Source organism: Sporosarcina sp. FA15 (assembly GCF_051550195.1).
In the GTDB taxonomy this organism is placed as follows: Bacteria; Bacillota; Bacilli; order Bacillales_A; family Planococcaceae; genus Sporosarcina; species Sporosarcina psychrophila.
In genome coordinates this window covers 2623744-2648322 of record NZ_CP188818.1, presented here as the reverse complement: position 1 = coordinate 2648322, position 24579 = coordinate 2623744, and the positions used below count along the sequence as shown (strand labels likewise).

18 protein-coding genes are annotated in these 24579 nt (G+C 42.7%); 16 read left to right on the top strand and 2 right to left on the bottom strand.

Features of this window, described 5'->3' with window-relative positions:
• Window positions 1-261 precede the first annotated feature (261 nt).
• Window positions 262-2289: an S-layer homology domain-containing protein gene (locus ACP8HG_RS12585; protein ID WP_438296540.1), complete on the bottom strand. Its 2028-nt coding sequence runs from the start codon at window positions 2287-2289 to the stop codon at window positions 262-264.
• A 196-nt stretch (window positions 2290-2485) separates the two neighbouring features.
• Between ACP8HG_RS12585 and ACP8HG_RS12580 the strand changes: the two genes are divergently transcribed.
• From ACP8HG_RS12580 to rbsB, 9 genes are all read left to right on the top strand, one after another.
• The gene (locus tag ACP8HG_RS12580; protein WP_438296538.1) at window positions 2486-3949 is read left to right on the top strand and encodes an O-antigen ligase family protein; all 1464 of its coding nucleotides are present in this window, start codon (window positions 2486-2488) and stop codon (window positions 3947-3949) included.
• A 517-nt stretch (window positions 3950-4466) separates the two neighbouring features.
• Window positions 4467-6722 carry an S-layer homology domain-containing protein gene (locus ACP8HG_RS12575; protein WP_187045676.1) on the top strand — a complete coding sequence of 752 codons (2256 nt, stop codon included), beginning with the start codon at window positions 4467-4469 and terminating at the stop codon, window positions 6720-6722.
• A gap of 577 nt (window positions 6723-7299) precedes the next feature.
• Entirely contained in the window at window positions 7300-8445 is a 1146-nt protein-coding gene (locus tag ACP8HG_RS12570; protein WP_438296536.1) for a polysaccharide pyruvyl transferase family protein, read from the top strand.
• Window positions 8446-8597: 152 nt separating this feature from the next.
• Window positions 8598-9578 (top strand): LacI family DNA-binding transcriptional regulator, encoded by a 981-nt coding sequence (locus tag ACP8HG_RS12565; protein WP_438296534.1) that lies wholly within the window; start codon window positions 8598-8600, stop codon window positions 9576-9578.
• Window positions 9578-10462 carry a ribokinase gene (rbsK, locus tag ACP8HG_RS12560; RefSeq protein WP_438298654.1) on the top strand — a complete coding sequence of 295 codons (885 nt, stop codon included), beginning with the start codon at window positions 9578-9580 and terminating at the stop codon, window positions 10460-10462. The genes ACP8HG_RS12565 and rbsK overlap by 1 nt, the downstream gene beginning before the upstream one ends.
• Window positions 10459-10848, top strand: coding sequence for a D-ribose pyranase (gene rbsD, locus ACP8HG_RS12555; protein ID WP_067212267.1), 390 nt, complete (start codon window positions 10459-10461; stop codon window positions 10846-10848). The genes rbsK and rbsD overlap by 4 nt, the downstream gene beginning before the upstream one ends.
• Before the next feature lie 65 nt (window positions 10849-10913).
• Entirely contained in the window at window positions 10914-12410 is a 1497-nt protein-coding gene (locus ACP8HG_RS12550; protein WP_438296532.1) for a sugar ABC transporter ATP-binding protein, read from the top strand.
• Window positions 12397-13338 carry a ribose ABC transporter permease gene (gene rbsC, locus ACP8HG_RS12545; RefSeq protein ID WP_067212262.1) on the top strand — a complete coding sequence of 314 codons (942 nt, stop codon included), beginning with the start codon at window positions 12397-12399 and terminating at the stop codon, window positions 13336-13338. The genes ACP8HG_RS12550 and rbsC overlap by 14 nt, the downstream gene beginning before the upstream one ends.
• A 14-nt stretch (window positions 13339-13352) precedes the next feature.
• A complete protein-coding gene (gene rbsB, locus ACP8HG_RS12540) occupies window positions 13353-14270 on the top strand; it encodes a ribose ABC transporter substrate-binding protein RbsB (RefSeq protein WP_338655396.1) in 918 nt (305 codons plus the stop codon).
• A 728-nt stretch (window positions 14271-14998) separates the two neighbouring features.
• Here the strand turns inward: rbsB and ACP8HG_RS12535 are convergent.
• Window positions 14999-15655: a LytR/AlgR family response regulator transcription factor gene (locus ACP8HG_RS12535; protein ID WP_421101505.1), complete on the bottom strand. Its 657-nt coding sequence runs from the start codon at window positions 15653-15655 to the stop codon at window positions 14999-15001.
• Between the two features lie 225 nt (window positions 15656-15880).
• On the opposite strand from ACP8HG_RS12535, the gene aceA reads away from it, so the two are divergent.
• From aceA to ACP8HG_RS12500, 7 genes are all read left to right on the top strand, one after another.
• Window positions 15881-17161: an isocitrate lyase gene (gene aceA, locus ACP8HG_RS12530; protein ID WP_438296529.1), complete on the top strand. Its 1281-nt coding sequence runs from the start codon at window positions 15881-15883 to the stop codon at window positions 17159-17161.
• Between the two features lie 40 nt (window positions 17162-17201).
• The gene (gene aceB / locus ACP8HG_RS12525) at window positions 17202-18854 is read left to right on the top strand and encodes a malate synthase A (protein WP_438296527.1); all 1653 of its coding nucleotides are present in this window, start codon (window positions 17202-17204) and stop codon (window positions 18852-18854) included.
• A 7-nt stretch (window positions 18855-18861) separates the two neighbouring features.
• Window positions 18862-19026 carry a protein YhfH gene (gene yhfH / locus ACP8HG_RS12520; RefSeq protein ID WP_399628794.1) on the top strand — a complete coding sequence of 55 codons (165 nt, stop codon included), beginning with the start codon at window positions 18862-18864 and terminating at the stop codon, window positions 19024-19026.
• Between the two features lie 142 nt (window positions 19027-19168).
• The gene (locus tag ACP8HG_RS12515; RefSeq protein WP_438296525.1) at window positions 19169-20335 is read left to right on the top strand and encodes a pyridoxal-phosphate-dependent aminotransferase family protein; all 1167 of its coding nucleotides are present in this window, start codon (window positions 19169-19171) and stop codon (window positions 20333-20335) included.
• A 667-nt stretch (window positions 20336-21002) separates the two neighbouring features.
• Window positions 21003-21380: a MerR family transcriptional regulator gene (locus tag ACP8HG_RS12510; RefSeq protein ID WP_438296523.1), complete on the top strand. Its 378-nt coding sequence runs from the start codon at window positions 21003-21005 to the stop codon at window positions 21378-21380.
• A 4-nt stretch (window positions 21381-21384) separates the two neighbouring features.
• Window positions 21385-22911, top strand: coding sequence for a class I adenylate-forming enzyme family protein (locus tag ACP8HG_RS12505; RefSeq protein WP_438296521.1), 1527 nt, complete (start codon window positions 21385-21387; stop codon window positions 22909-22911).
• The gene (locus ACP8HG_RS12500) at window positions 22883-24553 is read left to right on the top strand and encodes an acyl-CoA dehydrogenase family protein (protein WP_438296519.1); all 1671 of its coding nucleotides are present in this window, start codon (window positions 22883-22885) and stop codon (window positions 24551-24553) included. The genes ACP8HG_RS12505 and ACP8HG_RS12500 overlap by 29 nt, the downstream gene beginning before the upstream one ends.
• Window positions 24554-24579 lie beyond the last annotated feature (26 nt).

Genomic DNA, 24579 nt, shown 5'->3' with positions numbered 1-24579 from the left:
ACGAATTGCCATTAGAGCATGGCGGAGCCATGAGAGTTTAGACATAAGCCATCACAGTTACGAGTGAAGCCATGCCAGTTTGACGAATTGCCATTAGAGTTTGGCGAAGCCATGCGAGTTTAGTCATTTACCATTACAGTTACAAGTGGTGCCCAGAAATTTTTCAATCAAGTTATGACCAATGTCACATTAACTAGGGGAGGCTAATTGCGTAAAAAAAATCCTGTCCACTTAAACACCAGTGGACAGGATTTACCTATTTTACTCCGTAATTCGTTCTATAAGGTCTGAACGAATCCAGCCGTAGTCTGCAGGAGGATTGCTATCTGCAATTACCTTATACCATTTGAAGCCGTCGCTACCGACTGTTTCATCGACAATAACTACTGGATAGCCGAATGCGGCATTGGCGCCGGGGTCTTTCTGTTTGTAAGAGAATAGTTTAGCACTTAGCGGATCAGGGCTTGTCCGTACATTGACACCTACGGGACCGGTATAAATGATGCGGCCGAGATCCGCTTGTTTGTAATCTTTCTTGCCGAGGAATGTATCGATTCTCCACATATGTCCGGCGATTTTACTTCCCCAGTTTGGATCAGAAGCGTACCTGACATTAAAGCCGACTACTTTATTGCCTGGAACAGCTCCATACGAATATCCGCCTAGCGGGTTAGCGTAATTTTTGTTCATGTATTCGTTAATAAATGCATCGACACTATTGTTGGGATGTTTGTATGTTCCACCTGATTCCGGACTAGAATCAAACACTTTAATACCGAAAATATTATTTTTCGTTAGTGAATTTCCGCTTATTCCGTAATCACTTTCGTGGATGGCTGTTGCAAGAATGAACAATGCGTTGACACGATGTGTTTCTTCAATTGTTTTTAAATAATTACCAAGACCAATTAACTTCGATGTAGTCGGAGCATCTTTGTAACGAGCGAGACCAGTTTTCTGACGGTCTTTCAAAATCTCAGTGATGAAGTAATCAAGTTCTGCACCGCTGTATGAAGAGGTTTGACGGACTGATTGGAATTGGAAGTATGGGTAATGTGTAATTGTGTTTTTCGTACCTACTTCATCAAAATGAACGCCATCAAGACTTGTATACCTTTTCCCGTTTTTCATGGATGAAGCTGCAGGACCGATAGAATAAACCCCACGTGTTTTAGTCAAGTTGTTATACGTATCATGATATAAGACACCATCTGTGCCTACTTCATAAAAGCTGTTGCCCGTGACAAGTTCTGTTGGAACAAGATCGACTTCGTTAGGTTTCGCGTAGAAAGTTAACCCACCAACTTCCAAAATAACATGATTCTCACTACTTCCGATATAGTTCATTTCATAACCTTTTTGAATATATGTTACTTCAGTCCGTAAAGTGGAATCGCTGTAGAGAGAGGTATATTGTTTAGGGTTTTCTGAACCAAAAGCTCGTCCAGATTTTATTTTAATAATCCTATTGTTTTTTCCAATGGCCTTAACAGATGAAGATGCATTGTAAGCAGCCAATGCATCTTCATAAGTTTTATAGAGTGCCGTTGTGGGAAGGAGTTTTCCGCCTGAAATTGTACTTACTTTGTATACTTCAGGATCAACGTCGGGTACAGAAGGAACTTCGGGTTTACCTGGTTCGCTTGGACTCGGCTCACTAGGTTCTGTCGGTTTTAACACTTCCGCGGCAGCGAATAATCTGAATAGGAATGCTGAAGCGTGTGCAATCGTTGCGTTATCTTTAGGGTTGAAATAAACACCATCTTTCCGGTGATCCCCTCGAATAATGTTCAAGTTTACGGCAGTTGAGACGGCGTCAATAAAGTTAGCTGAAATCTTTTTTGAATCTTTAAATTTCAAAGCTGTCTTTTGTGCAGGAAGCTCCATATAACGCATCGCTTTATACATCATACCTGCCATTTGTTGACGGGTAATTTTTTCGCTGGCTTTGAATGTACCATCGGGATAACCCGAAAGGATTCCTGCGCCGGCTGCATTTTGAATCTCAATTGTTAGACCCATGTTTGCCTTTAAGTCTTTGAATGTGTACTTTGTGGAAACAGGTAATTTAAGAGCACGTGCAATGTACGAAGCAAATTCGCCTCTCGTAACGGCTCTATTGGGATTGTAATTTCCTTTTGCGTCTGCACGAATGACGTTTTTTCCAATCCAATAATTCAAGTCGCTTTCCATCTGATGACCTTTAATGTCACTCGCCTGTGCTTGTATCTGGAAGACAGGGGAGAACATGAGTAGTGTGAGTAAAGTGAAAGTAATTAATTTTTTCACTCGTAAACCTCCTTCTATAATCTTACTTAATAGTATCAGAAGTTTGCTAGAATAATAAGGTTCAATTTGCACAAGTAGAATTTGTAATAAATATGAAACTAAAGAATAAGCCACAACGTCCTATAAGATGCTATAATTACGGAGGACTTTGTTCATTATTATGAGACGATTTAGTCGTAGAAAGGGAAAATATTTCATGACAACTATAAAAGAAAATTTAAAAGATAAAGAAACAATGTATTTCATTGCAGCATTGGCAGTCATCGGCGTAGCATTGATGCTCCCATCATCGATTGCACTTGTTCTATCTTCCCTGTTCTTTGCGTTATTCGCATTTTTCAGACCGCAACAAAGCCTGCTTTTCCTCGTAGTCTATGTGAGTATCCGTCCATTTCTTGTCGAAGTGAATCCGGGACTTAAACTAATCGGGGATCTCATTACGTTCATCGCATTTGCAAAAGTAATCATTGCGGGTAGAAAAAATTGGAAGTCTCTGTTTTCGTTCAAATGGTTTGAATGGGCATTTTTTGCTTTTCTATTGTTCGGTGCTATCAGTGGACTGGTTCAAGGCGTTTTACCTTCTGCGGTCATTTTTCAACTACGGACATTTATTATTATGTATTTGCTTTACTATACTGTTTCACGGATGCTGTTACCGGAAGGATGGTTCCAACGGCTTGCATGGGTAACCGTATGGACAAGCCTTATCGTTTCAGTTCATGGCATTATCGAAAAGCTGTCGATGAGGCAGTTCCTATTGCCAGATGTATGGAAATATAAAACGTTATCGGCGACGAACTTTGTAAGAATCTATGGATTACCAGGAAATCCGAATTCATTGGCGTTATTGTTGCTGTTCGGAATTATTGCTGTGCTGTTCCTTCAATCAATCTACAAAACCGAGAAATATAAATGGTTCTTAACGATTAATCTTGTCTTGTTCCTTGGTGTATTCATCCTCACCTATTCAAGAGGAACTTGGATTTCAGCATTTATCCTCGGTGTGATATTCATTATCATGTCGAAAAACTGGCATCTTATGAAACGACTTGTGATTGCGGGAGTGGCTTCATTTATACTGATTTATTTCCCAGTTAATTTGGGCGTCCAGTATTTCGAAACACTCGGTCTTGAAAAACCACCAACCGGACCAGGAAGTATCGGTGAACGATTTGGGGAGACGTTCGATCAAAAGAACTTGGCACTCATGACGGAAAGTGGTCGTTTCTTCTATATTAATAAAGGGTTTGAAGTATTCAAAGACTATCCAGTGGCAGGAGCTGGATTCGGTTCATTCGGCGGGTCTGCGACATTGTCATATGGATCGCCAATCTATAAGTTTTATGGAATTCGTTCAGACATCTACGGCGGAAAGTATTTCTACTCGGATAATCAGTACATTCAAGTAATTGCTGAAACTGGTGTTGCAGGTGTTGCCCTATTCTCAGCGTTTCTTCTAGGAATGTTTGCGCTGTTCTGGAAAGAACGTAAAACAGTATTCGGCAAGTTCATGATTGCCTTCTGGTTTGCGACCGGATTCTCAGGATTCTACTATAATATTTGGGAATTGAAATTCTATACGATGTTCTATTTCATCATCTTTGGAGTGTTCGCATCTTATACAAGTCAATATGTGAAGTTTAAAATTAAAGACTTATAATAGAGCGGTTCGGGGAAGAGTAATCTGCCTCGGACGGCTTTTTTTTGTGTCTACGTAGTCGGCACTTAACAAATAGACTGTTCTTCCAACACCGCTTTGTCGCTAGGTGATGGCCTTACGCAATAAGCCCGTCAGAAGATCCCTAGGGAGGGATTGAACTGCATCCCTCCTTGGTCTTATTGCTCCGGCGCCTGCAGGTGTGCAGCCATTGCCGCAGGACGCGGCGATATTTGGCTGCCTTTCATTAGTGTCGCTCCTTCGCTAGAGTTGTTCGTTATACGGGTGAGGGATACCACCTAGTTAATTCTATATAAGTAGTGCCGAAAATATAGATGGCGCCTTCCGCTTGGGTCTACAGGATGTAGGTCATGCAGTCATTGTGACACGATGTCGCGAACTTAGACTGCTTTTCTCTTAATTTCCTTCTTATGGATTATGGTAATATATCGAATCCTTTGGTAAGCTGTATATTCATAGGAAGGGAGAGTGTCGTTTTATCACTAGTAAAGTAGCTTCAATGAAACGTTTCAGTAAACAAGTCGCAATGACAGCGGTAGCAGCCACGCTTCTTTGGACTGTACCAGCAAGTGCCTCGGCCAATCAGAATGCGGTGAAGAGTTATCCGGTATCATCGGGTGTAACTTATTCTCAATATACGCAATCAGCTTCAAAATACATAAATCATCTATCTGTCAATTTAGGAGATCCATATACAAAATTACAAGTTGGACTTCCTTCACCGATTGCGAAGAGACAAGCAACAACAGTGCTCGCAAATCGCGATTCAAAAGATGGGAACCGTGTCGTTGGGGCGATTAATGCTTCATTTTTCGACATGAAAAACGGCTTGCCGATGTATTTGATTTCACAGGGGAACGAGATTGTTAATGGCGGCGTGATCTCCGATTCAACAAGTAATTATGTAAGTCAACCGATTGCATTTGGTGTGACGAAAGATGGACTTTCTGAAATCGATCAATTTAATTTTAATGTTCGTATGGATTACAAAGGAACAAACCATCTATTGACGGGGATAAATCGTCAGCGTCAAGATGATGAAACAATCATTTTCACACCACAGAATATTGAGACACATACGAATTCCAATCAGTACGGAATTGAAATAGTTATCGACACAGGACAGCCAATTACAAATACACAATACGGCCAGAAACTGACGGGCAAAGTTGTGAAAGTACGCGGTTATGGATCGAAAGAGAAAGTAGAAATACCTAAAACAGGATTCGTTCTTTCTGTCCATGGCGCAAAAGGTCTTGAGAAATTCAAAAATATGCAAGTGGGTGAAGATGTATCCCTTGCATTGACTATCGATGATAAATGGATGGATTCTGAGTTCATGTTGGCGAGCGGTCCGATGTTATTGAAAGATGGCAAGGTGAATATTACGATGAATACATCTAATTCACGAGCTACTGCACTTACCGCGCGTACAGCAATTGCAATTAGTAAAGATAAGAAACAAGTGCATCTTGTAACAGTAGACAACGTAAGAGGCTATAGCAACGGGATGTCGCTTACACAATTCGCAAATTATTTAGCAGCACAAGGCTATGATCGGGCACTCAATTTCGATGGTGGCGGTTCTACAGCGATGGGTGTACGGAATCATGGCAGTAATACGGTCGTGCTGGCAAACCGGACGTCAGATTCTTCGGAACGCCAGGTGTCCGCAATCATGGAAGCAATCAGTACAGCACCTGTAAGCGAACCTGCACAACTTAGCGTTTCGCGCAATCAAGTTGGTACGATGCTTGTAGGTTCAAAAACATCCTTGACAGTGAATTACTTACTGGATGCTTATTACAATCCATTAAAAGTGGACAACAGTCAGATTCAAGTGACAGCAGAAAAAGGTAGCGTTGCTGGTTCGGGACTAACGTACAGTGCCGTAAAAGCTGGGGAAGATCGAGTTTCCGTGCAATATGGAAATGCGAAGCAGTCATTCCCTGTATCAGTTGTCGATGCACCGGCTAAGTTAACAATTGTACCTTCTACAACGAAAGTGAAACCAGGTGCAAGCGTGACCTATAAAGCAAATGCAACGGATGCACTAGGAAAGCCAATCATTTATTCTCCAGAACAAGTGAAGTGGAGCGTTACAGGTGATATCGGAACGATTACACCGGCTGGGGCCTTTAAAGCTGTTAATAAAGCAGGCAAGGGGTCAGTAAATGTGACACTCGGATCGAAAACGACAAGCATTCCTATCGTTTTGTCTGATGATACACCAGCGTTTTCTGATATACCTTCCACTTACGCATACTATACAGAAATAAGTTTCCTAAAAGACCTTGGTTATATACAAGGAGATTTGGATGGTAAGTTTAACCCAGGAAATACATTGTCGCGAGAACATGCGGCCGTCATTTTAAGTCGTGTGTTCAACTTAGATGCATCTGTTGCAAGTACACAACAGTTTAAAGACGTACCTAAAAAACACCGTTATTACAATGAAATCAATGCTATTGCAAGTGCGAATCTAGTAGGCGGTAAAGGGGACGGAACATTCGACCCGGCTGGCCAGTTGACACGTGCTCAAATGGCAGCAATCCTTGTGAAAGCGTACAAACTGTCAGGCGAATCGTCTAAGAAATTCAAAGACGTCCCTACAAGTCACTGGGCGTATAAACAAGTTCATATTCTAGCAAACAGCGGGATCACAACAGGGAATGAAAAAGGCAATTTCGAGCCGAATAAACCTGTGAACCGCGCGCAATTCAGCGCATTCCTATACCGCAGTATTAATAAATAAGAAAAGCGGAAGGCGCCGTTTTAGCCCCGAAAAGCGCAAGACACTAGACACCCTATGAACAGGTGCTTTTGGATCACTTTGGACTGAACGACTACTATACAATTATCGGGATTACTTACTGCGTAGGGATGCGACAAAGTCGCATCCCTACGCAGTTTTTCCGTTAATCGTATGGTGACCGTTCGTCCGTCGCTCTCCAAAGTTACAGGTACACGAAGTGCTAAAAACTTTGGGAACGAGTGAATAACCACTCACCTATTTATAAAGGAGCAGCCAAAGATGCAATTTTGGCTGCTTACTCCTTTTTAATAGCGTTTCCTTTTCGAATGAAAGGCAGTGTCACTTTCTATCTAGCGTCACACTGTTACTTGTATGATCTTTGCTTTATTAAAAGCGGTGACGTGCCCGAAATTTCATCTTCGGGCACGTGTAACCTCTATAGAAAGGTTGCTATTCTTTCATCGTCCAAAGTGAGCCGGAAATGTACAAGTGCAACTTCAGGCTAAAGGGTTCCATTTTCATCGAGTAGCACAGCTATGTTATACTAAATTCATCATGTAGTAGAGGAAGTCGGCTAATGAAAATAGGTATTGTAGGCAATTATGGCAACGATAATAACGGGGACGAAGCGATCTTATTCAGCATTATTAAACAAGTGACGTCAACGTTCAAGATAGACAGTAATGATTTAACGGTATTTAGTAATAATCCTAAACAAACAGCAGAACGGTATGGAGTGACTAGTTTTCCACTGTATTATAAAAATGGCAACGCAGTAAAGACATTTTTTAAAACGTACCAAAATAATAAGAGAATCGTAAAGACGTTTGATTTGCTGATTATTGGTGGCGGCGGAATCTTAATGGATTTATATAAAAGGGAAGCGCCATTATTTGGGTCATATGCAATGATGGCTAAAAATTCGAAGACGCCTTATGTTGTTTACGGATGCGGCGCGGGTCCGCTAAGCAGCGGTATAGGAAAATGGTTCATTCGCTATATGGCTAAACATGCAGAAAGTATCTCGGTACGCGATCCCGAATCTGTTGAACTGTTGAAGTCAATCGGTGTGAAAGAACGCGTTTTGACTATCGGCGATCCAGCGTTTTCCTTGCGTCAAACGGGTGTTGAGAAATCGACAGTTCCGACGAAAATCGGTATCACAGCTGTTCCTTATTACAATGCAGGCTATTGGCCTGAAGGGAATCCTGCCATCTATAACGATTATATAGAAGGCATGGCAAAGAATCTGGACAATCTAGCTGAACTAGACAATGTTGAGCTGACATTTTTCGCGACAAAATTCCCACAAGATGCAGATGTTACAAAAGATATTCAGAAGAAAATGACACATAAAGATAAGACGACAATCATCGATGATAATCTACTACCAACTATGATCCTTGATGTGACAGCACAGCAAGACATTATTATTGGGACGAGACTCCATTCCTTGATTTTGGCAACATGTACTGAAACACCTGTCATGGCAATTTCTTATCATCATAAAGTGAATGATTTCATGAAACTTGCTGACCTGGAAAAGTATGCATTTCCAATCGGAGACATCAACAAACAACAAACATTATTCCTGGATGCATTCAACGACATGAAAGAAAACTGGCCTGCAACGGTTGAAAGTACGAAGAAACTCTCTCAAGATTTGTATGATGAATCGATGAAAGGAACAGAGCAGTTTATAAAGGCACTAAAGAAAAAGTAAATGACATAAAAACAGCCACAAAAGTGAAACTTACTTTTGTGGCTGTTTTCGTATTGTGAATGAATGGAATGAAACTGTTGTTGACAAACAAATCAATAGATTGGTATTATGTGTGTAACCGGTTACACACATAATAGAAAAGGGTGAAATAGTTGGCCAATATTCGGGATGTAGCGAAAGAGTCCGGTGTTTCAGTAGCGACTGTTTCACGCTTTATAAACCAAAAAGGATATGTTAGTAAAGAAGCAAAAGAGGTTATTGGACGGGCAATCAAAGAATTGGATTATAAACCGAACCTTGTTGCGCGATCATTAAGTACGAAGCAAACGAAACTTATTGGCTTAATTGTACCGGATATTATGAATCCGTTTTTCCCAGAGCTTGCTCGTGCAGTGGAAGATGTTGCACTAACTTATGACTATACGGTCGTGTTGTGCAATTCGGATGAAAAAGCAGAAAAAGAAATCCACTATATTGAGACATTAAGGCAAAAATATGTAGCGGGTTTCATCGTCACAACGAATCAGTTGCAAGCGAGTCATTATCAAAACTTGGATATACCAGTGGTTGCACTGGATCGTACGATAGATGCTTCGATACCGACAGTTTCATCGAACAACAAAGAAGGTGCACGGTTAGGAACTGCCCATTTAATCGAACAAGGTTGTCAACATATCGTCTGCATGCGTGGACCGACAGGACTTGGAACGGCGGATGACCGATTAGACGGTTTTTTAGAGGCTGTAGAAGGTAAGGAAATAGTGACGCATATTATCGAGTGTCCATTTCATTTTGAGCAATCAGAAGAGATAGCTAGAAAATTTCTGTCAGAGCACAAAGGAATTGATGGGGTTTTTGCAAGTAGCGATGTCTCGGCGGCAGGTGTGTTGAAAGCAGCACATTCACTAGGAATTATCGTACCTGATGAGTTGCAAATTGTCGGGTTTGACGGTATAGCACTTGGCGGTATGTTATCACCTGGGCTAACAACAGTAGCGCAAGATATATATAAGCTAGGGGCACTCGTTACACGAATGCTTATTAAGTTAATTGAAGAAATAGAGCTCGAAGAAAAAGAAATTCAAGTTCCAGTTAAACTGATTATTCGAGGGACAACGAGGAGTGAACAATGATGATAACGGTTGTCGGTAGCGTCAATATGGATTTAGTTGTGCAAACGGATGTTTTCCCAAAACAAGGTGAAACAGTTTTAGGCCAATTATTCACCACGGTGCCAGGAGGCAAAGGAGCCAATCAAGCAGTGGCTGCAGCCCGTCTTGGCGGGAATGTCCATATGGTGGCAAATGTTGGGAATGATGGTTTTGGTGAGGAATTACTGGAAAACTTGAAGCGCAACTCAGTAGACGTTTCCGGAGTAACGGAGAGTACGGGGGTAGCTACTGGCATTGCCAATATATTGTTGTCGGATGGAGATAACCGAATCATCGTCGTACCAGGTGCGAATTATGAACTGACGCTTGCATGCATTGATGAAATGAAAGAAACGATTCGAGCAAGTAAACTTGTTTTACTGCAACTTGAAATACCGATACCGACAATTATACATACGTTGAAAATCTGCGCTGATCTGAATGTTCCTGTGTTATTGAATCCGGCACCTGCTGGAGGTTTCCAAAATGAATTTATGTCATATCTTACGTACCTAACACCGAATGAGACAGAATGTGAACAAATTTTTGGGCCGGATATGGAGGCTGCGTTGGAAAGTTATCCAAATCAATTAATTGTTACACTCGGCAGTGCAGGAGCTCGTTATTATGACGGTGAAAAGCATGTCATCATAGAAGGTTTTAAGACAGACGTTGTCGATACGACAGGAGCAGGGGACACGTTCAACGGTGCATTTGCGTATGCGATTGTCGAAGGATTTGAATTGACTGAAGCGGTTACGTTTGCAAACGCTGCCGCATCTTTATCCGTCGAGAAATTTGGTGCACAAGGTGGTATGCCGGCGCGCGCTGACGTAGAACTGCGACTCGGGAGTGATTGGCGATGAAAAAACATGGCATATTGAATCGTGAACTGGCAGCCGTTTTTGCAAAGCTTGGTCATACCGATCAAGTGACAATAGCGGATTGCGGATTGCCTATACCAGATGGTGTCCATTGTATCGATCTTTCATATACGATTGGAAAACCTTCTTTTATTGAAATAGTAGGCGTGGTTTTGGAAGATTTGGAAGTAGAACATGCATTTATTGCGAGTGAAATAGAGAGTCGTAATACTGAAGTGTATGAAATCCTTTGCACTAAATTACCAAGTATAACAAAGCTGGCACATGAAGATTTGAAGCAATTGACGCACAAGTCAAAAGTAATCATTCGCACCGGTGAAGCAACGCCTTTTGCAAATATTGTTCTGCAGTCGGGCGTCATATTTTAAGAGAGCTCGGAGATCTGGGTGACTGTCACCGTCAAAGACTGCTAAATGAAAGTGGGTGAAGAAGTATGATTGAAATGACTGGGATTTCAAAGTCTTTTGATGGCAACTCCGTTCTTACTAATGTGGAATTCTCCGTGAAAAAGGGAGAGATTCATGCCTTAATGGGTGAGAATGGTGCGGGGAAATCAACGCTAATGAAAATACTAACCGGTATTTATGCACGTGATACAGGTGAAGTCAAAGTGAGGGGCAAGCTAGTCGATTTCAAAAACCCGAAAGAAGCAGAACATGCTGGAATTGCAGTTATACATCAGGAACTAAATATATTGCCAGATTTGACGGTCGCTGAAAATTTGTTTTTGGGGAATGAAAAGACGTTTGGTAAAAGTGGTATTTTAAAAACCAAAGAAATGAATAAGAAAGCAAAGGTGATTTTGGGAGAACTCGGACTGGATGTCGACGTAAAAACAGTTGCCCGGGAACTTTCGGTAGGTAAACAGCAAATCATTGAGATTGCCAAAGCGATGTCATCGAATGCAGAAGTGATTGTTATGGACGAGCCGACAGCTGCACTAACTGAGCGAGAAATCGTATCGTTGTTTGAAACAATCAGAGCCCTTCAATCGAACGGTGTATCGTTTGTCTACATATCCCACCGTATGGAAGAGATTTTTGCATTATGTGACCGAATTACCATTTTACGTGATGGCAATTATGTTGGCGTTAAAGAGATTAAAGAAACGTCATTTGATGAAATTGTTCAGATGATGGTCGGACGCGAACTGGGTGAACGATTCCCAGAGCGTAACGCTACAATTGGTGATGTGAAATTGACGGCAAGTGGTTTGACACGCAACGGGCATTTCGAAGATATATCGTTTGAGTTGCGTAAAGGTGAAGTTCTCGGTATTGCAGGTTTGATGGGAGCGGGAAGAACCGAAGTTGCTCAATCCTTATTCGGTTATAAAAAACTGCAAAAGGGAACGATTTCTCTTAATGGAAAACCTGTGAAAATCAGCAGTCCACTACAAGCGAAAAAACTAGGTTTCGGCTATGTTACGGAAGACCGGAAGTCGGAAGGCCTTATCGTAGATTTCTCGGTAAAAGACAATATAAGCTTAACGAATTTCAATAAAGTTTCAAGCAATGGCATCATCAAAGCGAATGAAGAGAAAGTGTTGTACGAAACAATGGTAAAACGGTTGGGTGTCCGAACGTCGGGTCCCAACCAAGCTGCCAAATCGCTTAGCGGGGGAAACCAGCAGAAAGTCGTTATTGCGAAATGGCTGGGTATCGAACCGAATGTGCTGATTTTAGATGAGCCGACCCGAGGTGTGGACGTCGGAGCAAAAAAAGAAATTTACTCGATCATTAATGAACTTGCCGAAAAAGGTGTCGCGATTTTGATGATTTCGTCTGAACTTCCCGAAATTATTGGCATGGCAGATCGGGTACTTGTCATGCATGAAGGTACACTTACAGCCGAACTGCAAAAAGCTGAAATGACGCAAGAACGAATTATGCATTATGCTACGGGAGGTGACAAAGTTGCTCAAATCTAATACACAGTCGGTACTGCAAAAAATCGGACCCCTTATTGGGCTCTTATTAATTGTCATTATCATTTCAATCATGAGTCCGAATTTTCTTACGCTTAACAACTTACTCAATGTTTTAAGACAAGTGTCGATAAATGCGCTCATAGCATTTGGGATGACCTTCGTCATTTTGACAGGCGGCATCGATTTATCTGTTGGGTCGATATTAGCTTTAACGGGAGCGGTGACTGCCGGATTAATGGCTGGTGGAATGGACCCGCTTCTCGCAATGTTCCTCGGATTACTTCTAGGAGCTGTTCTTGGTGCAATTAACGGCGTCATAATTGCCAAAGGAAAAGTTGCTCCGTTCATCGCAACACTTGCGACGATGACGATTTACCGTGGATTGACTCTTGTATACACAGAAGGAAAACCAATTTCAGGACTTGGTGATTCACAAGCGTTCCAGTTGCTAGGGAAAGGGTACTTCTTCGGAATTCCTGTCCCTGTTATAACGATGGCCATTACTTTTGGGATTTTGTATTTCATTTTGAAAAAGACTACATTTGGTCGCCGCGTATACGCAGTAGGCGGCAATGAAGAAGCTTCACGACTTTCTGGAATCAGCGTAGATCGTATTAAAATTTACGTTTATGCACTGACGGGAATGCTAGCGGCACTTGCAGCATTGATTTTAACATCAAGGCTAAATTCCGCTCAACCAACTGCGGGTAACATGTTTGAACTTGACGCCATTGCGGCAGTTGTCCTTGGGGGGACAAGTTTGACGGGTGGACGGGGTTGGATTGTGGGGACGTTAATTGGTGCACTCATTATTGGTGTTTTGAATAATGGTCTCAATCTTATCGGTGTATCCTCCTTCTTCCAACAAGTGGTGAAGGGTGCAGTTATATTAGTTGCGGTGTTATTAGATCGTAAAAAAACAGCTTAAGGGGATGTTGGGAAATGAAAAAAATGAAAATAGCATTGATCATGGCGATTATGCTCGTACTTGCAGCATGTTCAACAGAGGCACCAGGAGCCAAGAAAGATGAAGAAACTAAAGGTGGAGAAGGAAGTTATAAAATTGGTTTCTCCATTTCAACGTTGAATAACCCGTTCTTCGTAACATTGAGCGAAGGAGCAAAAGAGCAAGCGAAAGAAATGGATGCAACGTTAACAGTTATCGATGCACAGGATGATGCAGCAAAACAAGCGAGTGATGTAGAGGATTTAATCCAACAAGGCGTGGACTTGATTTTGATTAACCCGACGGATTCTAGCGCAGTTGTAGCCGCGGTTGAATCTGCAAACAATGCAGGAATTCCTGTTATCACAGTCGACCGAAGCTCTGAAGGCGGAGACGTTGTTTCTCATATCGCTTCAGATAATAAAGCAGGCGGAGAATTGGCTGGTCAGTTCTTAGCTGATTTAGTTGGCGATGGAGCAAAAGTTGTAGAATTGGAAGGAATCGCTGGTTCTTCGGCTGCGCGTGACCGTGGAATGGGCTTCAATGAAATAGTAAAAGGTAAATTGGATATCGTTGCTAAACAAACAGCGAATTTCAACCGTGCTGAAGGATTGACAGTTATGGAGAATATCATGCAAGCAAACCCTGACATTAAAGGCGTGTTCGCGCATAATGACGAGATGGCACTTGGCGCACTTGAAGCAATTGAAGCCGCGGGGAAAGAAGTTAAAGTTGTTGGATTCGATGCAACAGATGATGCAGTAAAATCAGTCGAAGCAGGCAAATTGGCTGGAACTGTCGCTCAAAAACCGGAACTTATCGGTAAAAAAGCAGTAGAAGCAGCTGTTCTATCACTTAAAGGTGAAACAGTGGAAGCGTCAATTCCAGTTGAATTGGAATTAATCAAGAAATAATATGCTAATGAATTGCGAAAGCCGCCCTAGATTAAATTCCGGGCGGCTTTTTTTATTCCTTTGAGTGTCTAAATTAGTGTGTAGACCGATCATATAACTACGCCAACCGAGCATATCCACTGTCAAAGCGATCATATATCCATGACACCCAGCATATCCACAGTCCAAGCGATCATATCCCAATGAAACCGAGCATACCCACAGTCCAAGCGATCATATCCCACTGACACAGAGCATATTCACTGTCCAAGCGATCATATCCCACTGACACCCAGCATATCCACTGTCCAAGCGATCATATCCCAATGACATCGAGCATATCCACTGTCAAAGCGATCATATCCCATTGACACCGAGCATATCCACAGTCAAAGTGATCATATATCAATGACACCGAGCATCCCCACAGCCAAAGCGATCATATCCCAAAGAAACCGAGCATCCCCACAGCCAAAGCGATCATATCCCAAAGAAACCGAGCATCCCCACAGTCAAAGCGATCATATCCCAAAGACACCAAACATATCCGCTGTCAAAGCGATCATATCCCAATGACATCGAGCATATCCACGGTCAAAGCGATCATATATCAATGAAACCGAGCATCCCCACTGTCAAAGCGATCATATAACCCTGCCAACCGAGCATATCCACTATTCAACCAATCATATAACCTCACCAACCAAGCATATCCAAACGACCAACACTCAACCTCGCCCCTAATCACCCTAAAATCCAAGCGCTTTCCTAACATCAGCCATATACGTCTGACCAACAGGCAACTCTGTCCCATCTCTCAATGTAAGTACTAGATTAGAAGTAATGTCTCTGGAAATGCGCTGGATAGATGGGATGTTAACAATGTAAGACCGATGGATACGTAGAAACGTCTTAGGCAGTCGTAATTGCAAATCTTTCAGCGTGTAGCTGATACAGAATTGTTCACTCGCAACATAAAACCAAGTTTTCTTTTGCAAGCTTTCTATATATGCGATCTCTTCAATTGGAACCGGACACCATTCTTCTTCCTGTTTGCCCGTGAGGAAACGAAAGGGTTCTTGTTTCAGAACATGATAGTTTGAAGGCAAGATGACAAGTAGTGCAGCGGGCTCGCCTTGGAGGACAATCGGATAACCGATACCATAATACGGAGACCCAAACAATGTGTTATCCATAACTTTATCAACTTTGAGTCGTTTATTAATTACTTTATCCGCAATGCTGCCGGGTGCAACAGGTTGCCCTTCTATTAGTTGGATATCCTGAATGCCTTCCACATAATAAATGTAGCGGTCGCCCATGGCAATCGCGATTGCGGCGTCTTTCGGTATCCAATCACCTAGTATAGAAACATATTGTTCTAACGTTTCTCTTGTAATCCTCAAATCTGTTTCCCCCTTGTTTTCTATGAAACTCTAAAATAACAAACTACTTCGTCATCGTAAAATCGAGTTCATCCTAAAATAATGCCCTTTCGTCGGAAAGTACAGACAACTTTGTATCTTCTGTTATATATTACTGTATAACAACTTCAACTGTTATGAAACAGTACAAAAGAATTAATTTCATAACGGGCTGAACATAAAAAACTGGAAGGTGTGACTGTAGATATGACTAGACAAGAGCAGATTGAACAATTGGAGAAAAGCTGGGCGGAGGATAGCAGATGGAAAGGAATTGAACGTCCTTACACTGCTGAAGATGTTGTGAAACTACGTGGATCTGTTTTAATCGAACAAACACTGGCAACAAAAGGTGCAACTCGCTTATGGAGTTCATTGCACGAAGAAGATTTCATCAATGCTCTTGGTGCTCTAACAGGAAATCAAGCTGTTCAACAAGTAAAAGCTGGACTTCAAGCAATCTATCTAAGTGGGTGGCAAGTGGCGGCAGATGCAAACCTTTCGGGTCAAATGTATCCGGACCAAAGTTTATATCCGGCAAATAGTGTTCCTTCTGTCGTCAAACGTATCAACCAAGCACTTCAACGGGCTGACCAAATCGACCACTCAGAAGGACGCGTAGACGGTTTTGACTGGTTCGCTCCAATTATTGCAGACGCTGAAGCAGGTTTCGGAGGACCACTTAACGTATTCGAATTAATGAAAGGCATGATAGAAGCTGGAGCAGCAGGCGTTCACCTTGAAGACCAACTTGCATCCGAAAAAAAATGTGGACACTTGGGTGGTAAAGTATTGCTACCTACACAAAATGCAATCCGTAACTTAGTTGCTGCAAGACTTGCGGCTGACGTTCTCGGCGTACCAACTGTTCTTATTTCACGGACAGATGCAGATGCAGCAGATATGGTCACAAGTGATATTGATCCAGTAGACGCTGAATTTCTTACTGGAGAACGTACGCCTGAAGGATTCTACCGGACGAAACCTGGTATCGATCAAGCGATTGCACGCGGATTGGCTTATGCACCTTATGCAGATCTTGTCTGGTGTGAAACATCGCATCCATCTCTGGAAGAGGCACAACAGTTTGCAGATGCAATCCATGCAAAATTCCCAGGGAAAATGCTTGCTTACAACTGCTCGCCTTCATTCAACTGGGAAGCAAATTTGGATGAAGCGACAATCGCGAAATACCAAGTGGAACTCGGTAAAATGGGCTACAAATTCCAGTTCGTTACACTTGCGGGCTTCCATTCATTGAACCACAGCATGTTTAACCTTGCACATGACTATAAAGACAATGGAATGGCGGCCTATTCAAAACTGCAACAGGCTGAATTTGCTAATGAAGACAAAGGGTACACAGCGACTAGACACCAACGTGAAGTTGGAACAGGTTACTTCGACGAAGTGTCACAAATCATTTCTGGCGGAACATCTTCTACGACCGCGATGAAGGGCTCGACGGAAACCGCGCAATTTGTTTGATCTTTCGGTTCCAGTTGCTGCCACAATTCGAAGGGCATGAATGGTATCGGTAATTGGGCACCAACAACAATCGGGGAGGGTGATCAATCTGTCTACGAATCAAGTGACATCTCATACTATAAAAGTTTTAGGCGAACTGACTGCTGAAAGTGAAGAGATTTTAACGCCGGAAGCACTTGCATTCCTACAATCTCTTCATGATAACTTTGACGAAAGACGGAGAGAGCTTTTGGCTAACCGGCAACAGCGTCAAAGTAGCATCGACAGTGGAATAAAACTGAATTTCTTAGCTGAAACACAACATATACGGGATGGGGATTGGACAATTGCTCCCCTCCCGCATGATCTACAGGACAGACGAGTGGAAATTACAGGTCCTGTCGGTCGGAAGATGGTCATCAATGCATTGAATTCAGGTGCAAAAACATTCATGGCTTGTTTTGAAGATGCAACATCTCCCACATGGGCAAACATGTTGGAAGGACAGCTCAATATGAAAGATGCCGTTCGGCGGACGATTGAGTTTGAACAGCATTCCACTGGAAAGACATACAAGTTGAACGATGAACCCGCGGTGCTCATGATACGGCCGCGCGGATTGCATCTGCTGGAAAAGAATGTCGTAATTGATGGAGAGTCGATTGCAGGAAGTTTCTTTGACTTCGGATTGTACTTTTTCCATAATGCCAAGGAATTAATCGCTCGCGGATCTGGGCCATACTTCTACCTACCTAAGCTTGAAAGTCATTTGGAAGCAAGATTGTGGAACGATGTGTTTGTCTTTGCGCAGCAGCAACTTGGAATTCCAACCGGTACAATTCGGGCAACGGTGTTAATCGAAACGATTGCGGCGGCATTTGAAATGGACGAAATTCTATATGAACTTCGGGACCATTCAGCAGGTCTCAATTGTGGACGCTGGGATTATATTTTCAGCTATATTAAACGGCTGCGCAATCAACCGGACGTTATCTTGCCTGATCGTGGGCAAGTAACGATGACATCGCCATTCATGCGGGCTTATACATTGCTTTGTATTCAAACCTGTCATAAGCGCAATGCACCGGCAGTCGGTGGGATGGCTGCACAAATTCCAATTAAAAATGACCCAGAAGCAAACACAGCAGCATTTGGCAAAGTAAGTGACGATAAACGCCGTGAAGCGACGGATGGACATGATGGAACGTGGGTAGCGCACCCAGGACTTGTCGCGGTTGCGATGGAGCAGTTCAACGAGCATATGCCGACACCGAATCAGATTGGTCGTAAACGAGAAGATGTCAAAGTTACCGCTGATGACCTGTTGGAAGTCCCAAAAGGAACGATTACGGAACAAGGTTTGCGAAAGAATTGCAGTGTAGGCATTCAATATATTGCTTCTTGGCTCAGAGGGAACGGGGCAGCTCCTATTAATAATTTGATGGAAGATGCGGCGACAGCTGAAATTTCAAGATCACAAGTATGGCAATGGATTCGTCATCCGCAAGGGAAACTTAGCGATGGGCCGGATATTACAGAGAAATTGGTTGCAAAAGTATTGCAAGAGGAACTGGAATTAATCAAACAGACTGTTGGTGACACTGCGTTCACTACTGATAAATATGAAGCAGCTGCAGAACTGTTTTCAGCATTAATCGTGCAAGATGACTTCGTTGAATTTTTGACACTGCCGGGGTATGAAAAATTAAATTGATTTACAAATGGAGGTAAAAAATATGAGAGTGGAGGAGATTTATATGCAAACAAACAACAATAGGAAAGAATTGCCGAGAAAAATTTGTCGTGAATGTGGATGTGAAATTGTAGAGCAGATTGAATCCCCATTGTTTGAGTGCGAGCGGTGTATTGGTTCGAATGAAGAATGACATAGCAACGGCTCTATTCCTACAAGTGGAATAAAGCCGTTTTTACTTGCCTTGATTCAATATAAGAGGGTTTACTCAACAAGTATGGAAGTAGTACTAGAGCTAGTAATTGTATTTTGAAAATAAGTGGGGGGGAAATAGAATGAGAAACGAAGAAATGTTACTGATACCTGGACCGACGCCTGTTGTCGATTCCATTTATGATGCGATGGCGAGTGAAACAAGAGGGCATACTGATCCGAGATTTGTTGCAATTTACAAAAATGCGATTGAACAGACACGTGAAATGTTGCAAACAGATGGGGAAGTTTTTGTCGTTGCCGGATCAGGAACGATTGCAATGGAAATGGCGCTTGTTAACACAGTCGCGGCTGGAGAAAAGATATTAGTGGTCAGCCAAGGTTATTTCGGTGACCGGTTCATAAAATTAGGGCAAGCTTTTGGCATTGAGGTGGATGTGCTTCAATCGGAATGGGGCAAACAAGTTACGCCTGAAGAAGTGGAAACGAAACTTGTTCAAGGGCATTATAAAGCAGTAACAATCACGCATGCAGACACATCGACTGGTGTTGCAGCTGATCTCGAAGCACTTGTACCAATCGTGAAAAAACATGGTGCACTTGTCATTTTAGATGGTGTTTGTGCAACGGCAGCGATGGAAGAAGATATGAGTAAAACATACGGCCATCCGGACTATAAAATTGATGTTATTTTGACTGGCTCTCAAAAAGCAATTGGCGTTCCACCGGGATTAGCGATTGTCGCCTTTAATAAAACCGCTTTGGCTGCTAGGGAGAAGATTGAACGCGTTCCGGCTTATTATTGCGATATCTACAATTGGATTCCTGTCATGAACGACCCTTCAAAATATTTTGCAACACCGCCAGTGAACTTGATTTATGCCTATAATGAAGGAATGAGACTCGTTCACGCAGAAGGCTTGTCGACAAGAATTATTCGCCATACGGCATTCGGCAAAGCGGTGCGAGCCGCGCTTTCTGAATATGGCATGAAAGCAATTGCCGATGAAAATGTAGCAGCATCAACATTGAGCTGTATCCTCTATCCTGAGGGTGTCGGCGACTCGGAATTCCGCGCAACGCTTGGTAAAAAAGGTGTGATTGTAGCAGGATCACTTGCTCATTTAGCAGGAAAAGCGTTCCGAATTGGGCATATGGGGAACACAACAGAGGAAATGTTGGAACAAGCGATTGAATTAATTGGTGACACGTTGAATGAAATGGGTCATTCAGTTGATTCGGCGAAGGCAGTTCAGCGGTTTAAGCAAGAAGTGCGTGTGGGTGTTTGAGATGGGGCTATCCTTTAACGGGTAGCCTTTTTTTATTGGAAAAAGGGGTGAGCGATTATATAACCCGGCAACCGATCATATCGGAGTGCGACGCGATTATATAACCCGCCAACCGAGCATATCCGAGTGCGTCCCGATCATATAACCTGATATCCGATCATATCGGCGAGCGACCCGATCATATAACCCGGTAATCGATCATATCCGAGTGCGTCCCAATCATATAACCCGGTAATCGATCATATCCGCGTGCGTCCCAATCATATAACCCGGTAATCGATCATATCCGCGTGCGCCCCGATCATAAAACCAGGCAACCGATCATATCCGAGTGCGTCCCGATTATATGATCAGGTAATCGATCATATCCGCATGCGACCCGATCATATCACCAGTCAACCGAGCATATCCGTGTGACACCCGATCATATAACCCGGTAATCGATCATATCCGAGTGCGTCCCGATCCTATCCCCCGGCACCCGATCATATCCGTGTGCCACCCGATCATATAACCAGGCATTCGATCATATCCCCTCACCACCCGATCTTATCCACCAGCTAACACTATTAATAAATTTCCTTACCCCCACTTGCCATTAACGTTAACGTCAATGTTAAACTACTCATATAGTTGAAAATTCCAACACTTCAAAGGGGGAGCTAAAGTGAAGGATATTACTGAAGTTGCCCAGGCATATGATGTGTCAACCCGTACAATCCGGTACTATGAGGAACTTGGTTTGTTGAAACCCGACAGGACTGCGGGAAATAGAAGGATTTACACGAAAGTAGAGGTCGTAAAGCTGCGACTGATTTTGCGCGGAAAAAGGTACGGATTCACGCTGGATGAAATAAAGGAGATGATTTTACTTTTTGACAAAGATCGGACTGGGATAAAACAATTGGAGCGGACAATCGATTTTGGCAATGAAAAAATCGGACAAGTGGAAGACAAAATTCAGGAGCTCACGGAAATGAAGATGGAAATGGAACAGCTGCTTATGCAATTCGCCGAAAAACTAACCAATTTAAAGGGGGATTAAGGAAATGAACAGTTCACAATTGTTGGAACGTAATGCAAGGAAATATCCTATGACTGAAGCGGTTATTGGAATGGGGAAACGCTATACGTATAAGGAACTTGATCAGCTTGTGAATCGTTTTGCGCACGGCCTCAAGCTTCTTGGAATTGGGCGAGGAGATAAAGCTGTTCTATATATGCCAAACGTTCCGGAATTTGTTATCGCCTATTTTGCAGTTCAGCGGCTTGGGGCAATCATTGTCCCGATAAATGCCAAGATGACGCTGTCAGAAGTCGAATATGTACTTGAGAATTCTGATGCAAAAGCCTTCATCGCACATGACTTGCTGTTTGAATCAGTGAAAAACCTGGATAGCAATTTAGTGTTAATCAAAACAGGAGCTCCCCTAGACGATAAGTGGATCAGTTTTGAAACAGTATTCAATGACAATGATTCCTCAATCGAGTGCAATTTACCAGATTCCAGTGAATCGACCATTTTATATACTTCCGGCACAACAGGTAAACCGAAAGGCGTATTATTCAGTTATAAAAACATCCTAACAGTTGCGCAAATGATTTGTGTTGAGATGGAAATTAAACCGGAGAGCCGCTTGCTCATCATGATGCCGCTTAGTCATTCTGCACCGCTCCATCTGTTTTTCATGGCGGGGCTAATAGTTGGTGCGACTAGCGTCTTAACACCAACATTCACACCTGATCTTTTAATTGATACCGTTGAGCAAGAAAAAACGACGCACTTCTTCGGGGCACCTGTCGTTTATTTATTGACAGCGAAGAATCCGAAGATGGAAACAGCTGATTTGTCTTCAATGAAATGGTGGATTTACGGCAGCGCGCCTTTATCGCAACCGGAAGTTGAATTTGTGCAGGAAAAGTTCAAATCGGATAACTTCATCTGTGTCTATGGACTGACAGAAGCGGGTCCGAATGGTACGTTATTGAGCGCAAGTGAACATAAAACGAAAGCAGGCAGTATTGGAAAACGGGCGGCGCTTCACGCAGAGTTTAGGATTGTTAATCCGAACGGGGAAGACGTGCAACAAGGCGAAGTGGGGGAAATTCTTTTACGCGGGGAAGGAAATATGCTTGGCTACTATAACAATATAGAAGCAACTGCTGAAACATTTATAGGGGACTGGTTGAAAACAGGTGACTTGGCGAAAATAGATGAAGACGGTTACATTTGGGTTGTCGACCGGAAAAAAGATCTGATCATTTCCGGTGGAGTCAATATTTATCCGAAAGAAGTTGAAGAAGTACTAATTACACATTCGGCAATTAATGAAGTGGCAGTAGTTGGCGTGCCGCATCCGGAATGGGGCGAAACGGTTAAGGCTTATTTTGCGGCAAGTGAAGTGCTTAATCTAGAAGAGGTTAAACAATTTGCGCAAGAACAGCTTGCGCAGTATAAAGTACCGCGTTTGTATGAACAAGTTGAGGCTCTACCGCGTAATGCATCCGGCAAGATATTAAAACAACCATTGAGAGAAGGCGAAGTAAATGGTCTTACAGCAAAGGTCGGAAATTGAAACACCATTGAATTTCTTTGAGCACGATGAGACATTACAAACACTATTAAAAGAATCCTTGTCTCCTAAATTTTACGATTATGCCCATTCAGAATTAACGAAATTTGGTTCACTAGTTGCCAATGAAATCGATGAACGTGCCAAACATACTGACCGTGAAGGGCAACCCCGTCTTGAAATCTATGACAAGTACGGAGATGATCGTTCACATGTCTGGGTCAATGAAGGCTATAAAAAGACAGTGGAAGAAACGTATCGGACAGGGATTGTGGGCTATGTTCATAAAGATATCCCGGAACTCGGCCATAAAGGAAACTACCTCTACAGTTTTGCGCAAGGCTACTTATTATCACAAGCAGAACCGGGATTCCATTGTCCTGTGACGTTGACGCAAGCCACAGCTTATTTGCTAGATCATTATGCTAATGAAGAAGTGAAGGAGAAGTTCCTGTCGCATGTTTGTGCAACGGGTGATACCGAGTTATTTGAAGGTGCGACATTTTTAACGGAGCGACAAGGAGGTTCAGACGTAGGTGCTAATGTCGTGAAGGCAGTGGAAGACGGTGAAAACTATCGTTTATTCGGAGAAAAGTATTTTGCATCCAATGCTGGAATGGCAGGCGTCGCTATGGTTCTTGCTAGAATGGAAGGTTCAGCAGAAGGCTCGCGCGGACTAAGTTTATTTGCGGTGCCTTGGAGAAAAGACGACGGTTCACTAAATGGTATTAAGATTCGGAGATTGAAAGATAAGCTTGGCGTGCGGGCAGTACCATCTGGCGAAGTGGATTTTGATGGTGCTCTAGCTTATGTCGTGGGTGATCCGGAAAAGGGCTTCTATTATATGATGGAAGCGTTAAATTTATCACGAATTTGTAATGCCGTCGCGTCACTTGGCATCATGCGCCGTGCGTTCAACGAGGCCTTGATGTATGCAGAAAGACGCAATGCATTTGGCAAAAAGTTGACTGACTTTCCGATGATCCAGGAAAGTTTAGCGACCATGAAATCGAAGCTCGAAGTCGAACTGGCAACAACATTCGATCTGGTTAAGCTCTTTGATAAAGTAACTTCTGGGAATGCATCTGACGAAGAAACTGCATTGAACCGCCTGAAGATTGCGCTCGTAAAAAAAGAAACCGCAGAACAGGCAATCTATTTCGCTCATGAAGCAATTGAAATGCATGGTGGAAATGGCTATATAGAAGACTTCGTCACACCGCGGTTACTTCGCGATGCACAAGTATTAACGGTTTGGGAGGGGACCGCGAATATTTTAGGATTGGAGCTCCTCAGGCTCGTCAATAAATTCAGTGCACACTTGTTATTCATTGACGAAATGACAGAAAGACTAGACGCTGTTCCCGAAAGCTTATGGAAACTACGGATATCCAATGCAGTGGAGACACTAGCAAAAGACCTCACGATATTTGCAAGTTTGAACCCTGACAATCAAGCAATCGAAGCAAAGGGATTAATGCGTACTATGGCTTTACTCTATGAAGGGGTCGTTGCGCTTGAATGGTCGGAACAACATGGAGGTCGACATGAAAAGCTGATGGAGATTTTCATCGAAACGAATTGGCCAGAACGAACGATTGGGGAAGTGAAGAGGAGTGTGAAATATTTTAGTGATGTACTGTAACACGTGTTGATTAACCAAAAACAACC

Excerpts from the sequence above, each read along its gene's own strand:
- ACP8HG_RS12570 (WP_438296536.1), top strand. The coding sequence starts at position 7,300 with ATGAAAATAGGTATTGTAGGCAATTATGGCAACGATAATAACGGGGAC.
- ACP8HG_RS12550 (WP_438296532.1), top strand. The coding sequence starts at position 10,914 with ATGATTGAAATGACTGGGATTTCAAAGTCTTTTGATGGCAACTCCGTT.
- rbsD (WP_067212267.1), top strand. The coding sequence starts at position 10,459 with ATGAAAAAACATGGCATATTGAATCGTGAACTGGCAGCCGTTTTTGCA.
- ACP8HG_RS12580 (WP_438296538.1), top strand. The coding sequence starts at position 2,486 with ATGACAACTATAAAAGAAAATTTAAAAGATAAAGAAACAATGTATTTC.
- aceA (WP_438296529.1), top strand. The coding sequence starts at position 15,881 with ATGACTAGACAAGAGCAGATTGAACAATTGGAGAAAAGCTGGGCGGAG.
- rbsB (WP_338655396.1), top strand. The coding sequence starts at position 13,353 with ATGAAAAAAATGAAAATAGCATTGATCATGGCGATTATGCTCGTACTT.
- ACP8HG_RS12500 (WP_438296519.1), top strand. The coding sequence starts at position 22,883 with ATGGTCTTACAGCAAAGGTCGGAAATTGAAACACCATTGAATTTCTTT.
- rbsK (WP_438298654.1), top strand. The coding sequence starts at position 9,578 with ATGATAACGGTTGTCGGTAGCGTCAATATGGATTTAGTTGTGCAAACG.
- aceB (WP_438296527.1), top strand. The coding sequence starts at position 17,202 with ATGGTATCGGTAATTGGGCACCAACAACAATCGGGGAGGGTGATCAAT.
- yhfH (WP_399628794.1), top strand. The coding sequence starts at position 18,862 with ATGGAGGTAAAAAATATGAGAGTGGAGGAGATTTATATGCAAACAAAC.
- ACP8HG_RS12515 (WP_438296525.1), top strand. The coding sequence starts at position 19,169 with ATGAGAAACGAAGAAATGTTACTGATACCTGGACCGACGCCTGTTGTC.
- ACP8HG_RS12575 (WP_187045676.1), top strand. The coding sequence starts at position 4,467 with ATGAAACGTTTCAGTAAACAAGTCGCAATGACAGCGGTAGCAGCCACG.
- ACP8HG_RS12505 (WP_438296521.1), top strand. The coding sequence starts at position 21,385 with ATGAACAGTTCACAATTGTTGGAACGTAATGCAAGGAAATATCCTATG.